Genomic DNA, 21,353 nt, shown 5'->3' with positions numbered 1-21,353 from the left:
TGAAAGGCTAATCAAGCTCGGAGATAGCTGGTTCTCCTCGAAAGCTATTTAGGTAGCGCCTCATGTATCACTGTAGGGGGTAGAGCACTGTTTCGGCTAGGGGATCATCCCGATTTACCAACCCGATGCAAACTCCGAATACCTACAAGTGCCGAGCATGGGAGACACACGGCGGGTGCTAACGTCCGTCGTGAAAAGGGAAACAACCCAGACCGTCAGCTAAGGTCCCAAAGTCATGGTTAAGTGGGAAACGATGTGGGAAGGCTTAGACAGCTAGGAGGTTGGCTTAGAAGCAGCCACCCTTTAAAGAAAGCGTAATAGCTCACTAGTCGAGTCGGCCTGCGCGGAAGATGTAACGGGGCTCAAACCATGCACCGAAGCTACGGGTATCACTTAGGTGATGCGGTAGAGGAGCGTTCTGTAAGCCTGTGAAGGTGAGTTGAGAAGCTTGCTGGAGGTATCAGAAGTGCGAATGCTGACATGAGTAACGATAATGGGTGTGAAAAACACCCACGCCGAAAGACCAAGGTTTCCTGCGCAACGTTAATCGACGCAGGGTTAGTCGGTCCCTAAGGCGAGGCTGAAAAGCGTAGTCGATGGAAAACAGGTTAATATTCCTGTACTTCTGGTTATTGCGATGGAGGGACGGAGAAGGCTAGGCCAGCTTGGCGTTGGTAGTCCAAGTTTAAGGTGGTAGGCTGGAATCTTAGGTAAATCCGGGATTCTAAGGCCGAGAGCTGATGACGAGTGTGCTTCGGCACATGAAGTGGTTGATGCCATGCTTCCAAGAAAAGCTTCTAAGCTTCAGGTAACCAGGAACCGTACCCCAAACCGACACAGGTGGTTGGGTAGAGAATACCAAGGCGCTTGAGAGAACTCGGGTGAAGGAACTAGGCAAAATGGCACCGTAACTTCGGGAGAAGGTGCGCCGGTGAGGGTGAAGCATTTACTGCGTAAGCCCACGCCGGTCGAAGATACCAGGCCGCTGCGACTGTTTATTAAAAACACAGCACTCTGCAAACACGAAAGTGGACGTATAGGGTGTGACGCCTGCCCGGTGCCGGAAGGTTAATTGATGGGGTTAGCTAACGCGAAGCTCTTGATCGAAGCCCCGGTAAACGGCGGCCGTAACTATAACGGTCCTAAGGTAGCGAAATTCCTTGTCGGGTAAGTTCCGACCTGCACGAATGGCGTAACGATGGCGGCGCTGTCTCCACCCGAGACTCAGTGAAATTGAAATCGCTGTGAAGATGCAGTGTATCCGCGGCTAGACGGAAAGACCCCGTGAACCTTTACTATAGCTTTGCACTGGACTTTGAATTTGCTTGTGTAGGATAGGTGGGAGGCTTTGAAGCGTGGACGCCAGTCTGCGTGGAGCCAACCTTGAAATACCACCCTGGCAACTTTGAGGTTCTAACTCAGGTCCGTTATCCGGATCGAGGACAGTGTATGGTGGGTAGTTTGACTGGGGCGGTCTCCTCCTAAAGAGTAACGGAGGAGTACGAAGGTGCGCTCAGACCGGTCGGAAATCGGTCGTAGAGTATAAAGGCAAAAGCGCGCTTGACTGCGAGACAGACACGTCGAGCAGGTACGAAAGTAGGTCTTAGTGATCCGGTGGTTCTGTATGGAAGGGCCATCGCTCAACGGATAAAAGGTACTCCGGGGATAACAGGCTGATACCGCCCAAGAGTTCATATCGACGGCGGTGTTTGGCACCTCGATGTCGGCTCATCACATCCTGGGGCTGAAGCCGGTCCCAAGGGTATGGCTGTTCGCCATTTAAAGTGGTACGCGAGCTGGGTTTAGAACGTCGTGAGACAGTTCGGTCCCTATCTGCCGTGGACGTTTGAGATTTGAGAGGGGCTGCTCCTAGTACGAGAGGACCGGAGTGGACGAACCTCTGGTGTTCCGGTTGTCACGCCAGTGGCATTGCCGGGTAGCTATGTTCGGAATAGATAACCGCTGAAAGCATCTAAGCGGGAAACTAGCCTCAAGATGAGATCTCACTGGGACCTTGAGTCCCCTGAAGGGCCGTCGAAGACTACGACGTTGATAGGTGGGGTGTGTAAGTGCTGTGAGGCATTGAGCTAACCCATACTAATTGCCCGTGAGGCTTGACCATATAACACCCAAGCAATTTGCGATGAAGCAAATTGAGGTGTGTGAAGACGACACAACCGAAAATTCGAAACCCACAGATCTATCACATCCCCATTCGCTGGCACGTGAACTCGCAGGAGGGCACGCACTGGCTACTGAATTTCTTGACGACCATAGAGCATTGGAACCACCTGATCCCATCCCGAACTCAGCAGTGAAACGATGCATCGCCGATGGTAGTGTGGGGTTTCCCCATGTGAGAGTAGGTCATCGTCAAGATTAAATTCCAGAACCCCTGATCGCTTACGCGTTCAGGGGTTTTGTTTGTCCGCAAGAAAAAATGCATGGCGAAAACCCTGCCAGGTCTGTCTCCAGTCCGCATCATCTACGCACGAAGCATCGGTTCCTCCGCCATCAATTTGTCCAAAGAGATCGGCAAATCACGCACCCGCTTACCTGTTGCGTGATACACGGCATTAGCAATCGCAGCCGCCAAACCGGTGACCCCAATTTCGCCTATCCCGCGTGCACCAAATTCATTGAGTTTGTAGTCGGGATAGTTGAGCAATATCACCTCGACATCGGGTTGGTCAGCATGAACCGGCACGACGTACTCTGCATAGTTGTTGTTAACCGGCATCGCGTTGCGCTCGTCGTATTCAGTCCCTTCAAATAACGCCATCCCGATCGCCATGACGATTGCGCCTTCAACCTGGTTGCTGGCGGTCTTCTGATTGATCACTTGGCCGACATCAATAGCGCTCACAACTCTGGCCACCCGCAACCGGGAAATGCCCGGATCCCAACGCACTTCGACAAAGTGCGCGCCGAACGAGCGGAAGGAATATTTATCGGTTTCGGCCATGCCGGTATGGGCTTGACCATCGGCGCTGGCGAGTTTTTGGGCGTTAAGCACGTCAGCGATGGCCATGGATTTATCGGCGCTCTTCAGGTTTCCGCCCTCGACGCCCAATGAGTCAGCATTGGCCCCGGCAAATGCACCGCGCGGGCTGGTGGCGAACGCTTTCAATTGAGTAATCGCCTGACGTGTCGCTTCGGCCACGGCGGGCAAGACGCTCGCTGTGGCCCAGGATCCCCCGGAAACCGGCGCTGGAGGAAACGACGAGTTACCCAGTTCAACCTCGATTTTATCCAGCGGCAAACCGGTCAAGCTGCTGATCGCTTGGGCAATCACAGTGTAGGTGCCGGTGCCGATGTCCTGCACGCCGCAGATGGCATATGCGGTGCCATCGGCACGCAATGAAACCCGAGCTTCGGCGGGGGTGCGATAAGCGTCCCAATTGCAGGCTGCCATGCCATATCCGATCTTTTCATGACCCTCTTGCATCACGCCGATGCGTGGGTCGCGGTGCTGCCAACCGAAACGCTCGGCGGCTTGGTCGATGGCGTCCTGCAAGTGATTACTCGACCATGGCAGGTTCTGACTTTCATCTCGGTCGGCCACATTAAGTTTCCGAAACGCCATCGGGTCCATATTGATGATCTCCGCCATTTCGTCCATGGCGGATTCCAAGGCGAACAGTCCGGGCGCAGCGCCGGGCGCGCGCATGGACGTGGGTGTGCCGTGATTGACCTCTACGGTTTTCTGGCTGACTAGCACATTAGCGCAGCTGTAGAGGCTGCGAGTAGAGGTGCCGCAGTTTTCAACGTACTGGTCGGTAAACGACGTGGTGTTAATCGATTCGTGCCGCACAGAAATCAATTTTCCCTGCGCGTCGGTCGCCAACCGCACCCGCTGCTGGGTCGCAGGCCGGTGCCCGGTGGTGGTGAACATTTGTTGCCGGGGCACGACCAGTTGTACCGGTCTGTCGAGCATTTTGGCTGCACCACAGGCGGCCACTGAATGCGGCCAGATCCATAACTTGCTGCCAAAGCCCGAACCAATGAATGGCGCTCGCACTTCGACCCGATCCGGGGTCACGCCAAAGATCCGCGACAACGCGTTACGGTGCGCAACCACCCCCTGAGTGGCTTCATACACGTACAAGTGGCCATCTTCCCAATACGCAATCGTCGCGTGCATTTCCATTGGGTTGTGGGTTTCGACCGGCGTCGTGTAAGTGGCGTCCATGAAGTGCGGTGCTTGGTCGAATGCCGGTCCAGGGTCGCCTCGGCTATGACCGCGACCTCCTTCCTTGGGCGGCCCAGCTTTAAGACCTTGCTGCAAGTTGGCAACGGTCGGGCTTTTGCTGTAGCTGACGGCGACCTTATACGCTGCCGCTCGGGCATGTTCGAATGTATCGGCAACGACCAGCGCGACAAATTGGCCGGCGTAATGGACCGTGTCGTCTTCGAACGGCAGTCGGTTTTCGTCGGCCTTACTGCTGGTCAGGATATTGGCCGGGGACGTCTGGATCGGCGACGTGTGGTACACCTCGGCAAAATGCCTTGAGTGAAAAATATCAATGACGCCGGGGGATTTACGCGCCTCATCAAGGTTCAGCGCGGTAACTTTCCCACTGGCGATGGTGCTGAATACCCCATAGCCATACGCCATATTTTTCGGGTGGTGGTCGGACGCATACAGGGCTGTGCCCGTGACTTTGCGGCGCCCGTCGATGCGGCGTGGACTGCCACCAATTATGGGTTCACTCATCGGGTCGTCCTCCGCTCAAGCTGTTAGGGTTTCGAAGTTACGGATGATCGCTTGTCGCCCCAACGGAATCTTGTACGCGTTATGGCTATAAGGGATCGCTCCCTGAAGCGCGGTAGCCGCTGCTTTTTCCAAGGCTTCCGGGGTCAACGGTGCGTTTTTCAACGATTGCTCGGCAGCCAGGGCGCGCCAGGGTTTGGTGCCCACACCGCCCATGGCGATCCGTACGTCGCGGACCGTGTTGCCCTCAAGCACAACAATCACCGCGCTGGATGCCAGGGCGAATTGATAGGACGCACGGTCACGCAGTTTCAGATAACCCGAGCGGCTGTTAGCCAGCGGCGCATCGAGAATTACATGGGTAATCATTTCATCCGGCAACAAGGCATGCTCCTGCGATGGCGTGGCGCCAGGGAGTAAATGGAAGTCGAGAAAATTTATTTCTCGTACGCCTTTCGGGCCCTGCACTTGAACCGTCGCCCCGATGGCGGCCATGGCCACGCACATGTCAGAAGGGTGAGTTGCAATGCAGTGATCGCTGGTGCCCAACACCGCATGGACGCTGCGGTTTTGTCCCTCAATCGCCGAGCAGCCCGACCCGGGTTCACGTTTATTGCAGGGCGATACGCCGTCGCGAAAATAATCGCAACGAACCCGCTGCATGACGTTGCCCGCCGTGGTCGCCTTATTGCGTAGTTGGGTCGTTGCGCCCGACAGCAATGCCTGCGACAACACCGGGTAGTGGGTCTGGATCTGTTCGTTTTGCGCCAGCGCTGTGTTGCTGACTAATGCCCCAATACGCACTCGGCCGTCGTCAAGAACGATGATTTGTTTCAGCGACAGATGATTAACGTCGATGACCTGTACCGGACGCATGATATCCAGCTTGACCAAATCCAGCAGGGTCGTGCCCCCTGCCAGGAAAAACGCCGACTCGGATTGGCTGTGGTAGTTGATCGCATGCTCGATGCTGTCGGCGCGAACATAAGTAAACGTTCTCATCAGCCGATCTCCTTCATTTTACTGCGCGCCGATTGCACCGCCGCCAGGATGTTTTTGTAGGCGCCGCAACGGCAGATATTGCCGCTCATGGCCTCACGCACACTGGCGTCGTCGCCGCCAATGTTGCTGTCTTTCAAAATAGCTACGGCGCTCATGATCTGGCCGCAGGTGCAATAACCACACTGATAGGCGTCATGCTCCCAGAACGCTTCCTGCACCGGATGCAACACGTTGCCTTGGGCGATGCCCTCAATCGTGGTGATGTCGTCGCCCTCATGCATGGCCGCCAACGATAAGCACGAGTTCACCGCCAGCCCGTTGACATGCACGGTACAGGCGCCGCACTGGCCGTGGTCGCAACCCTTTTTGGTGCCTGTCAGGCTCAACCGGTCGCGCAGTACATCCAACAGCACCGCGTTAGCCGGCAGGTTGAGGGCATGGGGATTGCCATTCACGTTGAGCACCATTCGCCGCTCGCCGGGGGCCGGTGTCCTAGGGGCTTCGGCGGTCGCGGCTTGGGCTTGAGCTGCCGCTTGCAGCCAGAGGGGCGAGGTCGCTGCAGCGAGACTGGAAACGCCTACGGATTTCAGAAAGTTACGTCGGGAGGGGGTCGCAAGGTCGTGCAATTCTGGCGGGATCGACGGCTTACCGCCCTTGTCATGTTCATCGGTCATTGAGGTGATCCTCTTTAACAACGGTCGGCAAAGCTTAGTTCTCGGTAGCTTTCGGTCAAACGTGGTCGGCTCGGGCGGATCTGTTTCTGACCAATAACCGATTAAAAACCGGGCAGGGCTCGTAGATCGCCGGCATCAACTAAAATGACTGACAGCGGTCTATGGACTGACAGCGGTCTATGGGATGTGTTCAGGAGGATCTTTTGAACGGTTGCGGATGGCGTGGGTTGCTCGTCTTGATACTGCTGCTTTGGTTGCCGGTGGGGGCCAATGCGGCAAATGGCGCTGTTCGGGTGTTAACCCTGAACGACGCCATCGGGCCGGCCAGCGTCGAGTACGTGGTCGACGGTCTTGCCAAGGCGGCGGGCAAGCACGCCCAGTTGGTGGTCATCATCCTCGACACACCGGGCGGCCTTGAAAGCTCAATGCGGGTGATCGTGCAGGCGATTCTCGCCAGCCCGGTGCCAGTGGCCAGTTTTGTCTCGCCCAGTGGCGCCCGTGCCGCGAGTGCCGGTGCTTATATTCTTTACGCCAGTCACATTGCGGCCATGGCACCCAGTACTCATTTGGGTGCCGCCACCCCGGTTCAGTTGGGCGCCCAACCCACGGCTGGCGATCCCACTGACACGTTGACTCGTAAGCAGGTCAGCGACGCCGCCGCGTTCATGCGTGGCCTGGCACAACTGCGCGGTCGTAACGCGGACTGGGCAGAACAGGCCGTCCGTGACGCCGCTAGCCTCACTGACTCGGAGGCGCTGAGCTCAAAAGTCATTGAGTATCAAGCGAAAGACCTGGACGACCTGCTCGGACAACTGGACGGTAAACGCCTGATCATCAACGCTCATGAGGTTCAACTGCACACGGCGAACGCCCTAATTGTTCAAGACGATCCCGACTGGCGTATCAGTCTGTTGACCCTTATTACCAACCCAAACGTCACACTGATCCTGATCGTCGTCGGGGTGTTCGGCTTATTGGTCGAGTTTTTCAACCCTGGCTCGGCAGCGGGAGGCATTATCGGCAGTATCTGCTTACTGTTGGCGCTGTATGCCCTGCAACTGCTGCCAGTCAATTATGTCGGTGTGAGCTTGATTATGCTCGGTGTGACGCTGATGGTGGCCGAGGCATTTTTGCCGAGTTTCGGGGCCATTGGCTTCGGCGGCGTAGCCTCGTTTATAACCGGTGCCATGTTGTTGATGAGCACCGACGCCCCCGGATTCACCATTGGCTTGCCGTTGATCTTCAGCGTGGCGGCGATCAGCGCGGTGTGCCTTATCGGATTGGCGGGGGCAATGCTCAAATCGCGCCAGCGCCAGGTGGTCAGCGGTGACGCGGGCCTGGTCGGCAGCAGCACCAAGATCACCGCGTTGCAAACCGACAACCCACTGGGTGGCTGGGTGCAATTGCAAGGCGAACACTGGCAGGTGCTGAGTTCGGCACCGCTCAGAACCGGGCAACGGGTCCGGGTCGTGGCGCGTCGCGGGGTGATCTTAGATGTCATGCCGGCGCCCGAAACACCTCAACGGGGAGACTGATCATGTTTGTGCAATTGGGCTTTGGCACGTTGTTGTTGCTACTGGTGTTGGTGGCAATGTCGACGTTTCGCATCCTGCGAGAGTATGAGCGCGGGGTGGTGTTTCAACTCGGGCGATTTTGGCAGGTAAAGGGCCCCGGCCTGATCCTGTTGATTCCGGTGGTTCAGCAAATGGTCCGGGTTGACCTGCGCACCATCGTTCTGGACATACCACCGCAAGACGTGATCACCCGCGACAACGTTTCGGTGAAGGTAAATGCCGTGCTGTATTTTCGGGTCCTCGACCCGCAGCGAGCAATAATTCAGGTCGAAGACTTTCTGATGGCCACTAGCCAATTGGCGCAAACCACCTTGCGCGCGGTGCTCGGTAAACATGAACTGGATGAGCTGCTGGCTGAGCGTGAGCGGCTCAACGTTGATATTCAGAAAGTGCTCGATGCCCAGACCGATTCGTGGGGCATCAAGGTGGCGAACGTTGAAATCAAACACGTCGACCTTAACGAATCAATGATTCGTGCCATCGCCCGGCAAGCCGAAGCCGAGCGTGAACGCCGCGCTAAAGTGATTCATGCTGAAGGTGAATTGCAGGCGTCGCAAAAGCTCGCCGAAGCCGCCGAAATGCTGGGGCGCGAGCCTGGCGCCATGCAGTTACGTTATATGCAAACGCTGGGTTCGATCGCCAACGACCGAACCTCCACCATCGTCTTTCCGATGCCCATCGAACTGCTACAAGGGATGGCAAACCTGGCGCCAAAACCCTAAATAGATTCAGTTCTTGGCAGACAGCGTTTCTTGGGACCATCCACCGCCCAGGGCCCGGAAGGTTGCCACCGCCGCCCGCGCATCATTGGCGTGAAGTTGCGCCAACTGATCGCGGGCGGTGAGCAGCAATCGGTCTTCGTCGAGCACTTCAATCAGGCTGATGGCGCCGCCTTTGTAGGCATCTTGCGCGGCGCCCCGCGCAATTTTGTGCGCGGCGACTTCTTGATCGACTTCAATGCGTTGTTGCTCAAGCTCGGTCAAGGTCACGATGGCGTTTTCCACGTCTTCGGTGGCGCGCAACATAGATTGCCGGTATTGAGCCAGCGCTTCGGCATTGGCGCCTTTGGCTTGCGCAACTTCAGCATCGACCCGGCCGAAATCGAACAAACGCCAATGCAGACCAATCACGGCTTGCGGTCGAAACGAAGCGGCTGAGATCAGATCACCACTCTTCAAGCTTTCGAACCCGAGCAAGCCGGCCAGCGAAACTTTCGGGTAATACTCGGACACCGCTTCGCCGATGCGCGCGTTGGATGCGGCCAGACGTCGCTCGGCGGCAATCACGTCGGGACGTCTGCGCAACAGGCTTGCAGGGCTGCTGGTGTCGCTGATGGTCGGCACGCTAAACACCTGCGAACTGGCGACCAACTCTTGGGCGTAGGTCCCCGGCTGCGTCCCCATCAACACGTCCAGACGATTGAGCTGCAACGCCAGTTCGGTGCGCAATGGCGGCACCGTAGCGCGGGCTTGCAACACCAATGCCTGAGCCTGGGCTTGCTCGCGGTTGGTCGCCAGGCCACTGGCCATGCGCGCCTGGACCAAGCTCAACAGGTTGGTCTCGATGTTTATCTGGTCTTGGGCCAATTCGATGCGCTGTTGCGCGCCACGTACCCGGAAATACGCATCGGCAGCTTCGGCGGCGACTGAAATTCGCACCCCGGCATGGCTCGCCGTGGCCGCTTGCGCTTCGGCAACGGCGGCTTCTTCACCGCGCTGCAGGCCGCCCGCGAGGTCAGTTTCCCAACTGGCCCCGGCGCCAATGGTTTCCAGGGTTTGGTCGCGGTCATAGCCGGGGAACGCACTGCCGATTTCACCCAGTGCGCTGTTGGTTGATTGATGCTGACGCACCGCTTGAGCGTCCAGATTGCCTTGCGGCAAGCGATTGGCCCCTGCTTCATGGGCGGCAGCGCGGGCCTGATCGACTCTGGCCATGGACACCGCAAGGTCCAGGTTCTGCGCCAGTACCCGCTGAATAATCAGGGTCAGTTCAGGATCATTGAAACCGGTCCACCAGGTGTCCAGCGACGGGGCAGGGGTTTCCCCCACCCGTTGCTGCAACAACGATGCATTGTTGAAGGCGGCGGTCAGGTTGTTCGTCGGTTTTTCATAGTCCGGGCCGACGGCGCAGCCTGCCAGCGCGACGAACAGTGCCGTCAACGCAAACAGACGGGAGCCTGTGAAGCGAAACGCCAAAGCATTCATTGTCCGGTCCTCGAAGAGCAAATAGGGGCGAGCAGGTTCATGGCTGTCTCAATGGGCGTCAGGTGAGGGCGTGGCCGGCGGCACCACTTTGTGCATCAGCGGCACCATGGCGGCGGCGATGATGAAACACACCATGATCGCCAGGAATGCGTCGGAATAGGTTTGCGTCTGTGCCTCGCGATACGTCAGCAACCACAATTGCTGCAACGCCGCAGTCGTGCCTTCACTCCCGGTTTGGCCTAGGGTGGCAAGATTGCCGCCGACTTGGCTCAGCCACTGGTTCATGGCTTCGTTGCTGGCGTTCAAGTGTTCTGCCAGACGGGTGAAGTGTAAGTTGGTGCGGTCATTCAAGATCGTTGCACACGCCGCAATACCAATGGCGCCGCCCAGGTTACGCATTAGGTTGAACAGCCCTGACGCTTGCTTGAGACGCGACATCGCCAGGCCGCCAAGGGTCAGGGTCACCGCAGGAGGCACCGCCAATTGCTGGGCCATGCCGCGCAATGCTTGTGGCAAGATCAACTCACGACCGCCCCAGTCATGGGTGATTGGCGAGAAGTCCCACATGGACAGCGCAAACAGACTGAGGCCGAACATCATGATCCAGCGCAGATCGACGCGGTTGGCCAGAAATCCATACAGCGGGATCGCCATGATCTGAAACACGCCGGTGGAAAACACGGCCAGGCCGATGTCCAGTGCGCTGTAACCACGCACGCGTCCGAGAAACAGCGGGGTCAGGTAAATCGTTGCAAACAGGCCGATGCCGGTCACAAAGGAAAAGAAGCAGCCCAGGGCAAAATTGCGCTCTTTGAGGGCCCGCAGATCAACAATGGGATTGCTCACCATTAACGTGCGGCTGATGAACACCAGCGCTGAAACCCCAGAGATCCAGGCGGTGGTCAGGATGGTGCTATCACTGAACCAATTCCAGCGCGGGCCTTCTTCCAAGGTGTATTCAAGGCAACCGAGAAATAGCGCCATAAACACCATGCTCAGGTAGTCCGCGCCTTTAAGCAGGGAGAGATCCGGTTCATCGATCCGCACCAGCATCGGCACTGCAACGGCGACGAAAATACCCGGTATCAGGTTGATGTAGAACAACCAGTGCCACGACGAAACGTCGGTAATCCAGCCGCCAATGACCGGGCCAAGCGTCGGCGCCAATGAGGCGATTGCACCGATGGTAGAAGCGGCAATCACCTTTTGTTTACCAGTAAAAAACATGAAGGCGGAAGTGAACACCAGCGGGATCATCGATCCACCGAGGAAGCCTTGCAGCGCACGAAACGCAATCATGCTCTGGATGTTCCAGGCCGCACCGCACAACAGACTGGCCAAGGTGAAACCCACGGCTGAAGCACAAAACAGCCAGCGGGTGGAGAACACCCGCGACAACCAACCCGACAACGGAATAACCACGATTTCGGCGATCAAATAGCTGGTCTGCACCCACGCTGTTTCATCTGTACCGGCGGACAAACCACCGCCGATATCCCGCAGCGAGGCCGACACAATCTGTATATCCAACAGCGCGATGAACATGCCGATGCACATGCTGGCAAAGGCAAACACCTTGGTCGCGGTAGCCATGGACGCTGCGTCAAACGGTTTGGCCGGTGCTGCGGTCGTGGCACTCATGGCGCACTGGCCTGATTCGGCGTTACCGAATGGGCAGGGTGGTTCGAATCGTCGCGTGTATCCACTTCAGCGGTCACTGACAAGCCCGGGCGCAGGTGACCCAGCACCCCGTCGGCTTCATCAAGGTGCACGCGGACCGGAACCCGTTGCACGATTTTGGTGAAGTTGCCGGTGGCGTTTTCCGGTGGCAGCACGCTGAATTGCGAGCCGGTTGCAGGCGCCAGGCTGTCCAGATGGCCGTGGAATTCGTGGCCCGCAAGCACGTCTGCATGGATCGAGACTGCTTGCCCTGGGAGCATGTGCGCCAGTTGGTCTTCCTTGAAATTCGCGTCGACCCACAAACCGTTGGCCGGCACCACCGACAGCAGCTGCGAACCGGCTGCAGCGAATGCACCCACTCGAGCGCGGCGATTGCCGATCATGCCGTCAACCGGGGCGCGTAATTCGGTATAGCCCACGTTCAACTGCGCCATGTCGCGCTCGGCCTTGGCCTGCATCAGCGCGGCCCGAGCTTGTTGTTTCTGGGTCGAAATCACCGCGATCTGCCGTTGGGTCGCCAGCATCGACGCCTGAGCCTTGGCCCCGTTGGCCTGGGCGGTCTTGAACGTAGCGTCGGCGCGCTGGGCGCTTTCAACCGACACCGCCTGTTGCCCGACCAACTTTTGATAGCGGGTCTGGTCATCGCGAGAGCGGACGATTTCGGCGTTGGTCGCATCGATACTGGCCTTGGCTTGGCCAATCACCGCATATTGCAGTTGTTCAGTCGCGTCCAGGTTGGCCAGCAACGCCTCTTGTGCCGCCACCGCGCCTTCGGCTTTGTGCAATGCCGCCACGTAGTCACGGTCATCAATTTTCACCAGCAAGTCACCGGCATGCACCCGTTGGTTGTCAGTGACTTTCAGCTCCATGATGTAACCCGAGACCTTCGGCCCAATCACGGTGACATCGCCACCAATGTAGGCATCATCGGTGGACTCAATAAAGCGCCCGACCGTCCACCAGCGCAGGCCAAAAACCACCGCTAAGATCAGCGCGGCAAACAAGACCACCCACAACAACAGCCGTTTGAGTGTCAGGCGTTTTTTTGTCGGGACGACTGCTGAGTCGATCTCACCCACGTCAGTTGAGCTATTCATTACACGTTCATCCGTTGGATGCAGGAATGGAGGGTTGCTGGCGCTGGGCCAAGCGGCGTACACGTCCTTTTTCGAGACGCTCATAGACTTTTTCGCTGGCCGCTTCACCCGCCCGAACAGCGTGTTCTTCACGGTTGATTTTTTTGCCGGTGTTGGCATCAATCAACGCCAGGTTGACCGCTTCGCCACTGGTTTCGTCGGCCAGATAAATGCTTTTGCCTTCGGGCGAAAAGTGATTGTTGCCCCATTCCATCAGTGTCAGCAGTACCGGCCGGAAGTCACGTCCGCGCGGGGTGAGTACGTAGTCATAACGCGGAGGTTTTTCGCTGTAGAGACGACGTTCGAGCAGCCCACCGTCCACCAGGTCGTTGAGGCGGCGGGTCAAGGTAGTCGGTGTGATACCAAGACTTTTCTGGAATTCGTCGAAACGGCTGAGGCCGTAATAAGCATCACGCAGAATCAGAATGTTCCACCACTCACCGACGTGCTCAAGGCTACGAGCGATCGGACAGTGCATGGACTCAAAGCTTTTCCTCTTCATGACCCACCTCAGTAACAGGATGTTTCGTTGAATTATGGTCATAATGTATACGGGTGACTCTCATCATGCAAGTCACTCGATAGACCTTTAGTCAGGTGGCTGAAAAACAACGTGCTGGGGGCTTCGGCGGTAGGCTGTCTATGGGAGCCAACGTGTTGGCGAGGCTATTTCTGTCTCGCCAATACGTTGGTTCTTACAGAGGATTGAACCGCCACCACACGCACCGAGCTCAACGCCCCCGCCATTTGATCTCTATCCTTAGCCCGCATTGTTATTAAAAAAGCAGATAGTCTTTGTCCAGAACAGGGCTGTGTCTATTTAGGCTGGCGCCCTATTATTCTCCTCGCCAACCAGCAAAACCCCAGCAAACAGGTGAACCACCCAAGCGTGCATAAACCTTGTGATGAACCCGGCTGTTTGCAATTCCTGAACTAAAAGGACTACAAAGATGAAAGCGTCACTGTTGTTGTTATTGATGTGTGCGTCTGCAGCAAGCATGGCCGATGAAAAAGCTGCCGTTACCGCGCAGCAACAACCCGCCGTAGAGCAGTACACCTACTCAATGAACCTCGACGTCGCCAAAGTTATTTCCGTCAGCGAAGTGTCTTCAGGCTGTGAAGCTGCACCGGTTCGTATGAACTACCTGGACTCTGCCGGCAAACAACATATTGTTGAATACCTGATGATGGGCACCGGTTGCTCGAATGGTTAATCGCTGGATAAGTTAGAGGTTTTAATTGCCGATACTTAAAATAACGTCATTAAAAAAGGCCCTGTCATGCAGCGCCTTTTTTTGTGTGTGCGCTAACTGTTAAATGACGTTATTGCTAAGCCGACAACTCAGTCAGCCGCTGAGTGCACGCATCATCGTAGGCCACGTACAAACGCTCTGCGATTTGACTCTTGATTGCCTTTCCACTTTCCAGGCCAAATACAAAACCTTCGGCTTTGCCGCCTGCGCGGTTCAAATCTTCAGTGGTGCCTGCCTGGGTAATAGCGTCCAGCAGTTTCTCGGCATCTGGCCCAACGCCCTTCGGTAACGCGATTCCGTCGAGGCTCATTGTCCGGTCCCTTCCTGAGAATGCTCGGCGCTATCTAGGCGGCAAGGCTGCATGCGGTGTTGGTCAATCATGATCAATTCCTTTAAGCGGGAGTCTCGGGCGCTGCGTAAAACCACAGGCCGCGACGATGGTAGGCCAGGCCCCGATGGTTTGCGAGCGGCAATCAGTGATGAAGTCGGATTACCAAAACGCTCGCACGTAATTGATGGGCGAGTGATCGGCCCATTCGCGCAGAAATACGTTCTCAGCATTGCCCGCGTAACGCGCCAGATAGTCGAAGCGGGCTCGCTGCTGATCCTGATGAATCAACGCCGACGACATGTCGTCTTGCATCACGCCATAACGGTCGATATAGCCCAAGCCATGAACGTGGTTGAAGCCCAGATTGGCGGGCACTAACTCGGTCACCACGTCACAACAATCCACTAACCGGGCGATGCGTAAACGAGTATTGGCCGACACATGTTCGGTGAAATCACGGTCGCCGACCCGTGGTGAACCCAGTGCGACCAAAAAATCGGCATCGGCGGGTCCCGCCAACAGGGTCGCAATGGCTGCGCCCAAGCTGTGGCCGGTAATAGTCAATGATGTGCGCTGATTCGCCGTCTCATTGAGCCACTTTTCCACCGACGGCCATAACCCCAGCGCCGCCTTGGCAAGTCCGCTGTGGACTTTGCCGGACCCCAACGGCCAGGCCATGCGCACAACCTGAGCGTCGGAGATGACGTTTTTGATGTGATCGATTTGCGTGCCGCGCAACGCGATCAACGCGCTGCCGTCTCTGCGTAGAGCACCAAAACCTTCGCTGTCTGTTTCGGGGTGTCGGAAAATGACCGGCTGCGCAAAACCCTGTACCGACAGTAACGTGGCCAGCGCCGGTCGCCCGGTATGGACGTCTTCAAAACGCAGATAGGCCAAGCGTGCGGCTTCCACTGCCAAGGTCAAGTCATCACGGGCGGGCACAATGCCAAGCAGCGAAGGCAGGGCCTCGGGGTGGTAGAGAGCTGTTTGCGAAGGATCGTAATCGAGAGCCAGCATCATGCGTCCGCTCCAGGCGACACTCGTAATGTTCAGCTTTCAAACTCAACCGTTTGAACGGTCAAGACGCGACAACACGACGGGCCGGTTAGGGTGCACCGGCCACAGGCCGCGGCAGTGCTCTAATCAAGTTAGTTGCGATTCGGAAAATGTCCATCCAAACGGATAGAGATAGGGTCATTTGAGGGGGCTTTGAGTGCGGACATCCAATGAGTGTCCGCTTCACATCCGCTCTCGTTCTTAGCCGCCGTCAGTATCGATATCGGCATCGGTCTCGATGCCTTGTTCTCGCCGCTGACGAGCGCGCTCTTGCTCGGTGTCTTTCACCGAATCGGCTTCAGGAGAGAACGGATTTTCCGCCGCTGTGTGCAGTTTTTCCAGCTCCAATTGCTCCCTGTCCGATGTCCGGGCTGAGCCTTCGTCAAACTGCTGGCCATCGCCCAAGTCGTGATCCGGCGTAATCGGATCAATGGCGGGATCATTGCGCTCGCCCGCTCGGGAAGGCGCGGGTGGTCGTTGGTTTTGATTGTTATCGTTAGTAGCCATGTACACCTCTATCAGGTCCGTTTCGGGATTGACCTAATTACGAGGGTTCTCAGTCACGGACGTTCGGTCCGTGTACCAACCGGTCGTCGGTTACGGGTCAGCTTTAACTGTCCCGGTGTGCGCCGTTGACGGGCAGGCGGCTGCCCAAACGGTAGCGCGATGACGGATGCACCAGGCGCACGTAAGTGACAATTTTGGCGCCACTCCAGGTCCGGCGCATCAACACCAGGCAAGGTTCGTTGGCATCGATCTGCATGTGCCGGCTTTCTTCGCTACTGGGATGGCTGGCCTCGACAATGTGCTCCATTTCATCGGGACGAATCACGTTCAGTAGGTACTTGGCCGGCTGCAGTTGTTCGCCAAAAGACTGCTGGAGAAATTGCGGAACCAGCTCAGGATTGACGTAACGGTCCTCCAGCTGGACTGGTACCCCTTCCTCACAATGCACGCACAACAAATGAAACACCGAGGTGCCGGTGGGAAGTGCAAGGGCTGCCGCCACCGCCATCGACGCCGCTTCTCGCCCCAGATGCAGCACCTGGCACGAATAACGGTGACCTCTGGCAATGATTTCGTCGGCGATGGCAGTGATGCGCAGCAAATTGGATTGCGGCTTGCTCTCGGCGACGAAGGTGCCCACGCCGGAAACTCGGACCAAATGGCCCTCTTCAGTGAGTTCGCGCAACGCTCGGTTAACCGTCATGCGTGACATGCCCAGTTCTTGCACCAGGCGGTTTTCCGATGGAATCAGGTCCCCCGGGGTCCATTCCCCGGAGCGAAGTTTGCCTTGGACAAAATCCTTGGCGCGTCGGTATAGGGCTTGCGGTGCGGTTTTAATCACGAGGCGCTCCGCGTCTGTTCTTCGACCAGGGCATTGGCCAACGCTTCGAGGAACAAGTCGTTGTCCTCACGGTTGCCCATCGACACCCGCAAATAATCGGTGTAACCCGGCTCTCGCCACGGTTTGAGAATCACCCCTTGGCGAAGCAGCGACTGATTCAACGCCTCAGCGTTATATGCCGTGCTGAAGAACAGGAAGTTCGCCATGGACGGCACGCACTCGACACCCAGTACCCGCAACTGCGAGACCATCCGCTGCCGTTCATGGGCGACGTGGGCCAGCGTTGCGTGCAAGTGCTGGTCATCGGCCAATGCCGCAACGGCTGCTGCTTGTGCCACGCGATTAACGTTAAACGGTGTGCGCAAGCGGTCTATCAGATCGGCCAGCGCGGGGTCGCTGACAATCCCGTAACCAATGCGCAGGCCGGCCAATGAATAGGCCTTGGAAAAGGTGCGCAGCAACACGAAGGGTTTACCGCAGGCCTGAATCAACTTCAGGCAGTCCGGGTAATCGCCTTCGAACTGCGCGTATTCGTAATAGGCCTCGTCGAACACCAGCAAGCAGTGCGCGGGCAACGCCTCGAGCAATCGCTGCAACTCCTCGGCATTAAGGGTGCAGCCCACCGGATTGGAGGGGCAGGAAAACATTAGCAACCGGGTGCGCGAGGTGATGGCGGCAATCATGGCCGCGACGTCGAACGCACCGTTGGCAGTCATGGGCACGCCAATCACCTTGGCGCCGGTGGCCAAGGGGTAAATGAAATGCAGGCCGAAGGAGGGCACCACCGTGACCACTTCATCGTCGTGGTCGAGAAACACTCGGCTGATGATGCTCAGCAAGTCTTCCGAGCCATTGCCAAACACCAAGTGGTCGCCGGACACGCCGAGTTTCTTCGACAGCGCATCGCGCAACGCCAAGCAACTGGCGTCGGGGTACAAGGCGATTTGCGCGCACGCCTTGGCCATGGCAACTGCCACAGCGGGGGCGGGGCCCAGCGGGTTTTCATTGCTGCCGAGTTTGGCGACACGGGACAGGCCGAAACGCTTGCGCACCGCGTCCGCGCTGAGGCCCGCGTTGTAACTGGCCAATTCACGCACTTCAGCGCGGGCCAACAGCTGCAGGTCAGAAACACTCATGCCGGGTCGACCTCTTTGGTGTCCTGCCAAAACGCATTACGGTCCAGATAGTTCTGTAAAAACTGCTGCAAACGCGGGTGTTCAGCGTTATGGAAAATCTCCCGTGGCGTACCGCGTGCCACCACTTCACCCTGATCGAGGAACACCACAGAATCCGCCACTTGCGCCGCGAAGCCCATTTCATGGGTCACCACCACCATGGTCATGCCTTCTTTGGCCAAGGTCTTCATGACTTGCAACACCTCACCGACCAATTCCGGGTCCAGAGCTGAGGTCGGCTCATCGAACAGCATGATGTGCGGTTCCATGGCCAGCGCGCGAGCAATCGCCACCCGCTGTTGTTGACCTCCGGAAAGCTGCGCCGGATAGGACTCACCTTTGTGCGCCAGGCCGACTTTATCGAGCATGGCCATGGCGCGTTTGCGCGCTTCATCGGCTGACAATTTGCGCACCCGCAGCAGCGCTTCGCAGACGTTGCCCATCGCGGTCATGTGCGGCCATAGGTTGAACTGCTGAAACACCATGCCGACGTTACGCCGCGCCAGATTGATCTGGGACTGCGCGGCACGCTTGCGGCCCTTGCCTTTGTCTGGCATCCAGCCGAGCAGTTGCCCTTCAATGTAAATCTCGCCTTCGTCGTACTCTTCGAGGAACGCCATGCTCCGCAACAAGGTGCTTTTGCCCGAACCCGAAGGGCCGATCAAACACACCACTTCAGAATGCCGAACCTGCAAATCGATACCTTTGAGCACGCGCAGCGGGCCGAAGCTTTTGCCAACACCCTGCAATTTCAACATCGGCTCGACGTTGTCGGAGAGTGCTTCGAGAATCTTCATCGCGTCACCTGATTGCTTCGTTGCCGATAAATGCGCAGCGGTGGGATCTAAAAGGGTATTCATCGCGCTTGCTTGTGCATGAAACGGCCGACCCGTACTTCAAGAAACATACCCAGCCGCGAGCACATTTCCACCAACACCAAGTACCCGATGCACAGCACCAGCAGGGTCTCAACGAAGGCGAAGGTTTCTGAACCAATCCCCGTCAGGACCATGGTCAGTTCGGGGATAGTAATAATCGATAGCACGGCGGTTTCCTTGCACAACACGCTGACCATATTCACCAGCGCCGGAAGGATGATCACCAGCATTTGCGGAATCTGAATGCGCACGATGCATTGCATCTTGCTGATGCCCAGGCAATCGGCCGCTTCCAATTGCCCGCGCGCCACTGACTCAAATCCGCTGCGAAAGATCTCGGCGAAATACACGCTGCCGTAGACACCCAGTCCAAGAATCCCGGCCGGGATCGGGTCGAGGTTGAGGCCGAATGAGGGGCCGCCGTAGTACACCAGAAACAGCTGCACCAGAAACGGCGTACTTCGAATCATCTCGATGAACACCCGCAACGGCGCACGAATCAGGTTGTTGCCAAACAACTGAGCAATCGCGATCAGCATGCCCAAGAGCACACCCAGCACGACACCGGCCGACCATGTGCCAAGGGTGACCAGAAAACCGTCGCCGATCTCGCTCAAGTGGTCGGTAATGATCCGGGGATCGAAGATCATGCGGTTCGCTCCTTCAGATGACGTTCAAGCACGCCGCCAAAGAACGCCAGCGGAATATTGATCAGGCAATAAAAGCCCGCGAGCATCAGGTAATCCTGAACAAACATGTAATCGCTGGCGGCAATGTTCTGCGCGGTGCGGGTCAAGTCAGCGAGACCGACCACCGACACCAGCGAGGACGCCTTGACCAGCAAAATCATTTCATTCACCAAGCCCGGCAGGGTAAGGCGTACGGCTTGTGGCACTTGGATTCGCACCAGCATTTGCGCCGAACTCATGCCCAGCAAGCCAGCGGCTTCCAGTTGGCCCGCCGGAATGGCGAGAAAGCCGCCGCGCATGATTTCGGCGATGTAGGCCCCGGCCGCCAGGGACAAGCCGATCACCGCCGCCGCTGTGGGCGACATGTTCGGCAGGCCGATACGCGGCAGGAAGTAATAAATAAACAGCAGTTGCACCAGCAGCGGAATGCCGCGGAACACGAAAATATAGGCGCCGCCCAGACGTTTGAGCAGGGGCACGGGTGAGAGTCGCAAGCTGCCAACTATCACGCCAATCACAAAACCGATGGCCAGTGCGGCCGTGGAGACTTCGAGGGTCACCAGCAAGCTGCTCAGCAACAGTGGAGCGTTTTGCAGCAGAAGGGGCCAATCGAACATCGTGTCACTCCAGCATCGATAACCGCCGACCCATCCGGGTCGGCGATCCATTCATCCAACCCTGAGTTACCAGGAAGGGTCGAAATCAGCTTTCGGCACGTCCATTTCAGCGCCCAGCCATTTTTTCTGCAGGGCAGCTAGGCGGCCGTCATCGTGCATTTTCAGCATGGCAGCGTCGAGTGCAGCGATCAGGGTGTCAGCGTCAGCATCTTTGCGACCGAGGAAGGCGAAGTAGGACTTCTTGCCGAACGGAGGCATGACCACTTTGTAGAGGTTCGGTTTTTCAGCCGCGACGTAAGACACGTTCGGTAAGGAGTTGGCTACGGCGACGATACGTTTGGCAGCCAGGTCTGCGTAGGCCTGGTTGTTGTCGACGTACTCACGGATCGTGACTTTTGCCGGCAGGGTTGCGGCAAATGCCTTGAGCTCTTCGAGCTGAGCCGAACCTTTGCCCGCACCGACGGTTTTGCCAGAAATGTCTTCAGGCTTTTTGATGGTCTCGTCTTTGGCGCCGATCATCAGCGCTACCGTTGCTTCAGCGATAGGCATTACAAAGTGATAACGCTCTTTACGCGCCTTGGTCTCGATAATCGGACCGGCCACCACGTCGAACTTCTTCGCTTCCAGGCCAGGCAACACGCTTGGCCATGGCAGGTCGAGGAACTTGACCTTCACCCCCAGCTCTTTGCCCAGTTGCTCAAACAGCTCAGAGTTCATGCCTTTCTGTTTACCGTTCTCGGTGAAGTCAAACGGTGCGAACTGCAGTTCGGTGCCGACAACCAATTCACCGGCTTTTTTCACGTCAGCCAGTTGGTCGGCGTGGGCGGCTAGGGGAACGATGGCCAAGGCCATGGCAGCGCACAGGCCACCAAATGTCTTGCTGAAAAGAGAATCGAGTTGCATTGGGTAACTCCTTCAGATGAACGCTGTTGGGTGTTATGCGGATTCTTATTGATCGGTGAACATGTGTGGCGCATTGAGACTGCAGTTAGCGTGCCATACTCGTATATACAACCAGCTAT

The 21,353-nt window shown here is 57.1% G+C and carries 19 protein-coding genes and 2 rRNA genes (1 of these 21 only partly in view); 5 read left to right on the top strand and 16 right to left on the bottom strand.

Going from position 1 to position 21,353, the window contains the following annotated elements:
• Positions 1-2,122, top strand: a 23S ribosomal RNA gene (locus tag RHM59_RS07015) (it extends 769 nt beyond the left edge of the window).
• Positions 2,123-2,263: 141 nt separating this feature from the next.
• Positions 2,264-2,379, top strand: a 5S ribosomal RNA gene (rrf, locus tag RHM59_RS07010).
• 106 nt (positions 2,380-2,485) lie between these two features.
• Here the strand turns inward: rrf and RHM59_RS07005 are convergent.
• From RHM59_RS07005 to RHM59_RS06995, 3 genes are read right to left on the bottom strand one after another with little or no spacing between them, the layout of a single operon-like run.
• Positions 2,486-4,717 (bottom strand): xanthine dehydrogenase family protein molybdopterin-binding subunit, encoded by a 2,232-nt coding sequence (locus RHM59_RS07005; RefSeq protein WP_322286272.1) that lies wholly within the window; start codon positions 4,715-4,717, stop codon positions 2,486-2,488.
• A gap of 15 nt (positions 4,718-4,732) precedes the next feature.
• Positions 4,733-5,716 (bottom strand): xanthine dehydrogenase family protein subunit M, encoded by a 984-nt coding sequence (locus RHM59_RS07000; protein ID WP_322286271.1) that lies wholly within the window; start codon positions 5,714-5,716, stop codon positions 4,733-4,735.
• Positions 5,716-6,390: a (2Fe-2S)-binding protein gene (locus tag RHM59_RS06995; RefSeq protein ID WP_322286270.1), complete on the bottom strand. Its 675-nt coding sequence runs from the start codon at positions 6,388-6,390 to the stop codon at positions 5,716-5,718. Before RHM59_RS06995 ends, RHM59_RS07000 begins: the two co-directional genes overlap by 1 nt.
• 203 nt (positions 6,391-6,593) lie before the next feature.
• Between RHM59_RS06995 and RHM59_RS06990 the strand changes: the two genes are divergently transcribed.
• Positions 6,594-7,925, top strand: coding sequence for an NfeD family protein (locus RHM59_RS06990; RefSeq protein WP_416195058.1), 1,332 nt, complete (start codon positions 6,594-6,596; stop codon positions 7,923-7,925).
• 2 nt (positions 7,926-7,927) lie between these two features.
• The gene (locus RHM59_RS06985) at positions 7,928-8,686 is read left to right on the top strand and encodes a slipin family protein (protein ID WP_416194766.1); all 759 of its coding nucleotides are present in this window, start codon (positions 7,928-7,930) and stop codon (positions 8,684-8,686) included.
• 6 nt (positions 8,687-8,692) lie between these two features.
• On the opposite strand, the gene RHM59_RS06980 is transcribed toward RHM59_RS06985, so the two are convergent.
• From RHM59_RS06980 to RHM59_RS06965, 4 genes are read right to left on the bottom strand one after another with little or no spacing between them, the layout of a single operon-like run.
• Positions 8,693-10,168 (bottom strand): efflux transporter outer membrane subunit, encoded by a 1,476-nt coding sequence (locus tag RHM59_RS06980; RefSeq protein ID WP_322286268.1) that lies wholly within the window; start codon positions 10,166-10,168, stop codon positions 8,693-8,695.
• Between the two features lie 48 nt (positions 10,169-10,216).
• Complete coding sequence (locus tag RHM59_RS06975; RefSeq protein ID WP_322286267.1) at positions 10,217-11,809, bottom strand: DHA2 family efflux MFS transporter permease subunit; 1,593 nt, start codon at positions 11,807-11,809, stop codon at positions 10,217-10,219.
• Positions 11,806-12,945, bottom strand: a complete 1,140-nt coding sequence (locus RHM59_RS06970) for an HlyD family secretion protein (RefSeq protein WP_322169076.1) — start codon at positions 12,943-12,945, stop codon at positions 11,806-11,808. Before RHM59_RS06970 ends, RHM59_RS06975 begins: the two co-directional genes overlap by 4 nt.
• A 7-nt stretch (positions 12,946-12,952) precedes the next feature.
• Positions 12,953-13,486, bottom strand: coding sequence for a helix-turn-helix domain-containing protein (locus RHM59_RS06965; RefSeq protein WP_322169080.1), 534 nt, complete (start codon positions 13,484-13,486; stop codon positions 12,953-12,955).
• Between the two features lie 448 nt (positions 13,487-13,934).
• On the opposite strand from RHM59_RS06965, the gene RHM59_RS06960 reads away from it, so the two are divergent.
• Complete coding sequence (locus tag RHM59_RS06960; RefSeq protein ID WP_322169082.1) at positions 13,935-14,198, top strand: DUF2790 domain-containing protein; 264 nt, start codon at positions 13,935-13,937, stop codon at positions 14,196-14,198.
• 115 nt (positions 14,199-14,313) lie between these two features.
• Here the strand turns inward: RHM59_RS06960 and RHM59_RS06955 are convergent, their stop codons facing one another.
• The 9 genes from RHM59_RS06955 to RHM59_RS06915 all read right to left on the bottom strand — a co-directional run bounded on the left by RHM59_RS06955 (position 14,314) and on the right by RHM59_RS06915 (position 21,234).
• Positions 14,314-14,547 (bottom strand): hypothetical protein, encoded by a 234-nt coding sequence (locus RHM59_RS06955; protein WP_322169085.1) that lies wholly within the window; start codon positions 14,545-14,547, stop codon positions 14,314-14,316.
• 180 nt (positions 14,548-14,727) lie between these two features.
• Positions 14,728-15,588 (bottom strand): lipase family protein, encoded by an 861-nt coding sequence (locus RHM59_RS06950; RefSeq protein WP_322286266.1) that lies wholly within the window; start codon positions 15,586-15,588, stop codon positions 14,728-14,730.
• Between the two features lie 237 nt (positions 15,589-15,825).
• On the bottom strand, positions 15,826-16,131 hold the full coding sequence (locus tag RHM59_RS06945; protein WP_322169090.1) for a hypothetical protein: 306 nt from the start codon (positions 16,129-16,131) through the stop codon (positions 15,826-15,828).
• A gap of 103 nt (positions 16,132-16,234) precedes the next feature.
• Positions 16,235-16,972 carry a histidine utilization repressor gene (hutC, locus tag RHM59_RS06940; RefSeq protein WP_322169092.1) on the bottom strand — a complete coding sequence of 246 codons (738 nt, stop codon included), beginning with the start codon at positions 16,970-16,972 and terminating at the stop codon, positions 16,235-16,237.
• Entirely contained in the window at positions 16,969-18,108 is a 1,140-nt protein-coding gene (hisC, locus tag RHM59_RS06935) for a histidinol-phosphate transaminase (protein ID WP_322169094.1), read from the bottom strand. Before hisC ends, hutC begins: the two co-directional genes overlap by 4 nt.
• Entirely contained in the window at positions 18,105-18,944 is an 840-nt protein-coding gene (locus RHM59_RS06930; protein ID WP_369124946.1) for an amino acid ABC transporter ATP-binding protein, read from the bottom strand. Before RHM59_RS06930 ends, hisC begins: the two co-directional genes overlap by 4 nt.
• Before the next feature lie 59 nt (positions 18,945-19,003).
• Positions 19,004-19,675: an amino acid ABC transporter permease gene (locus RHM59_RS06925; RefSeq protein ID WP_322286265.1), complete on the bottom strand. Its 672-nt coding sequence runs from the start codon at positions 19,673-19,675 to the stop codon at positions 19,004-19,006.
• A complete protein-coding gene (locus tag RHM59_RS06920) occupies positions 19,672-20,331 on the bottom strand; it encodes an amino acid ABC transporter permease (RefSeq protein ID WP_322169100.1) in 660 nt (219 codons plus the stop codon). The genes RHM59_RS06925 and RHM59_RS06920 overlap by 4 nt, the downstream gene beginning before the upstream one ends.
• A gap of 66 nt (positions 20,332-20,397) precedes the next feature.
• The gene (locus RHM59_RS06915) at positions 20,398-21,234 is read right to left on the bottom strand and encodes a transporter substrate-binding domain-containing protein (RefSeq protein WP_322169103.1); all 837 of its coding nucleotides are present in this window, start codon (positions 21,232-21,234) and stop codon (positions 20,398-20,400) included.
• Positions 21,235-21,353: the final 119 nt, after the last annotated feature.

It is taken from the genome of Pseudomonas sp. MH10, from assembly GCF_034353045.1.
Classification (GTDB): Bacteria; Pseudomonadota; Gammaproteobacteria; order Pseudomonadales; family Pseudomonadaceae; genus Aquipseudomonas.
The sequence above is the reverse complement of the archived record's forward strand: the minus strand, read 5'-3'. Positions and strand labels throughout refer to the sequence as shown.

Excerpts from the sequence above, each read along its gene's own strand:
- RHM59_RS07005 (WP_322286272.1), bottom strand. The coding sequence starts at position 4,717 with ATGAGTGAACCCATAATTGGTGGCAGTCCACGCCGCATCGACGGGCGC.
- RHM59_RS07000 (WP_322286271.1), bottom strand. The coding sequence starts at position 5,716 with ATGAGAACGTTTACTTATGTTCGCGCCGACAGCATCGAGCATGCGATC.
- RHM59_RS06995 (WP_322286270.1), bottom strand. The coding sequence starts at position 6,390 with ATGACCGATGAACATGACAAGGGCGGTAAGCCGTCGATCCCGCCAGAA.
- RHM59_RS06985 (WP_416194766.1), top strand. The coding sequence starts at position 7,928 with ATGTTTGTGCAATTGGGCTTTGGCACGTTGTTGTTGCTACTGGTGTTG.
- RHM59_RS06980 (WP_322286268.1), bottom strand. The coding sequence starts at position 10,168 with ATGAATGCTTTGGCGTTTCGCTTCACAGGCTCCCGTCTGTTTGCGTTG.
- RHM59_RS06975 (WP_322286267.1), bottom strand. The coding sequence starts at position 11,809 with ATGAGTGCCACGACCGCAGCACCGGCCAAACCGTTTGACGCAGCGTCC.
- RHM59_RS06970 (WP_322169076.1), bottom strand. The coding sequence starts at position 12,945 with ATGAATAGCTCAACTGACGTGGGTGAGATCGACTCAGCAGTCGTCCCG.
- RHM59_RS06965 (WP_322169080.1), bottom strand. The coding sequence starts at position 13,486 with ATGAAGAGGAAAAGCTTTGAGTCCATGCACTGTCCGATCGCTCGTAGC.
- RHM59_RS06960 (WP_322169082.1), top strand. The coding sequence starts at position 13,935 with ATGAAAGCGTCACTGTTGTTGTTATTGATGTGTGCGTCTGCAGCAAGC.
- RHM59_RS06955 (WP_322169085.1), bottom strand. The coding sequence starts at position 14,547 with ATGAGCCTCGACGGAATCGCGTTACCGAAGGGCGTTGGGCCAGATGCC.
- RHM59_RS06950 (WP_322286266.1), bottom strand. The coding sequence starts at position 15,588 with ATGATGCTGGCTCTCGATTACGATCCTTCGCAAACAGCTCTCTACCAC.
- RHM59_RS06945 (WP_322169090.1), bottom strand. The coding sequence starts at position 16,131 with ATGGCTACTAACGATAACAATCAAAACCAACGACCACCCGCGCCTTCC.
- hisC (WP_322169094.1), bottom strand. The coding sequence starts at position 18,108 with ATGAGTGTTTCTGACCTGCAGCTGTTGGCCCGCGCTGAAGTGCGTGAA.
- RHM59_RS06930 (WP_369124946.1), bottom strand. The coding sequence starts at position 18,944 with ATGAAGATTCTCGAAGCACTCTCCGACAACGTCGAGCCGATGTTGAAA.
- RHM59_RS06925 (WP_322286265.1), bottom strand. The coding sequence starts at position 19,675 with ATGATCTTCGATCCCCGGATCATTACCGACCACTTGAGCGAGATCGGC.
- RHM59_RS06920 (WP_322169100.1), bottom strand. The coding sequence starts at position 20,331 with ATGTTCGATTGGCCCCTTCTGCTGCAAAACGCTCCACTGTTGCTGAGC.
- RHM59_RS06915 (WP_322169103.1), bottom strand. The coding sequence starts at position 21,234 with ATGCAACTCGATTCTCTTTTCAGCAAGACATTTGGTGGCCTGTGCGCT.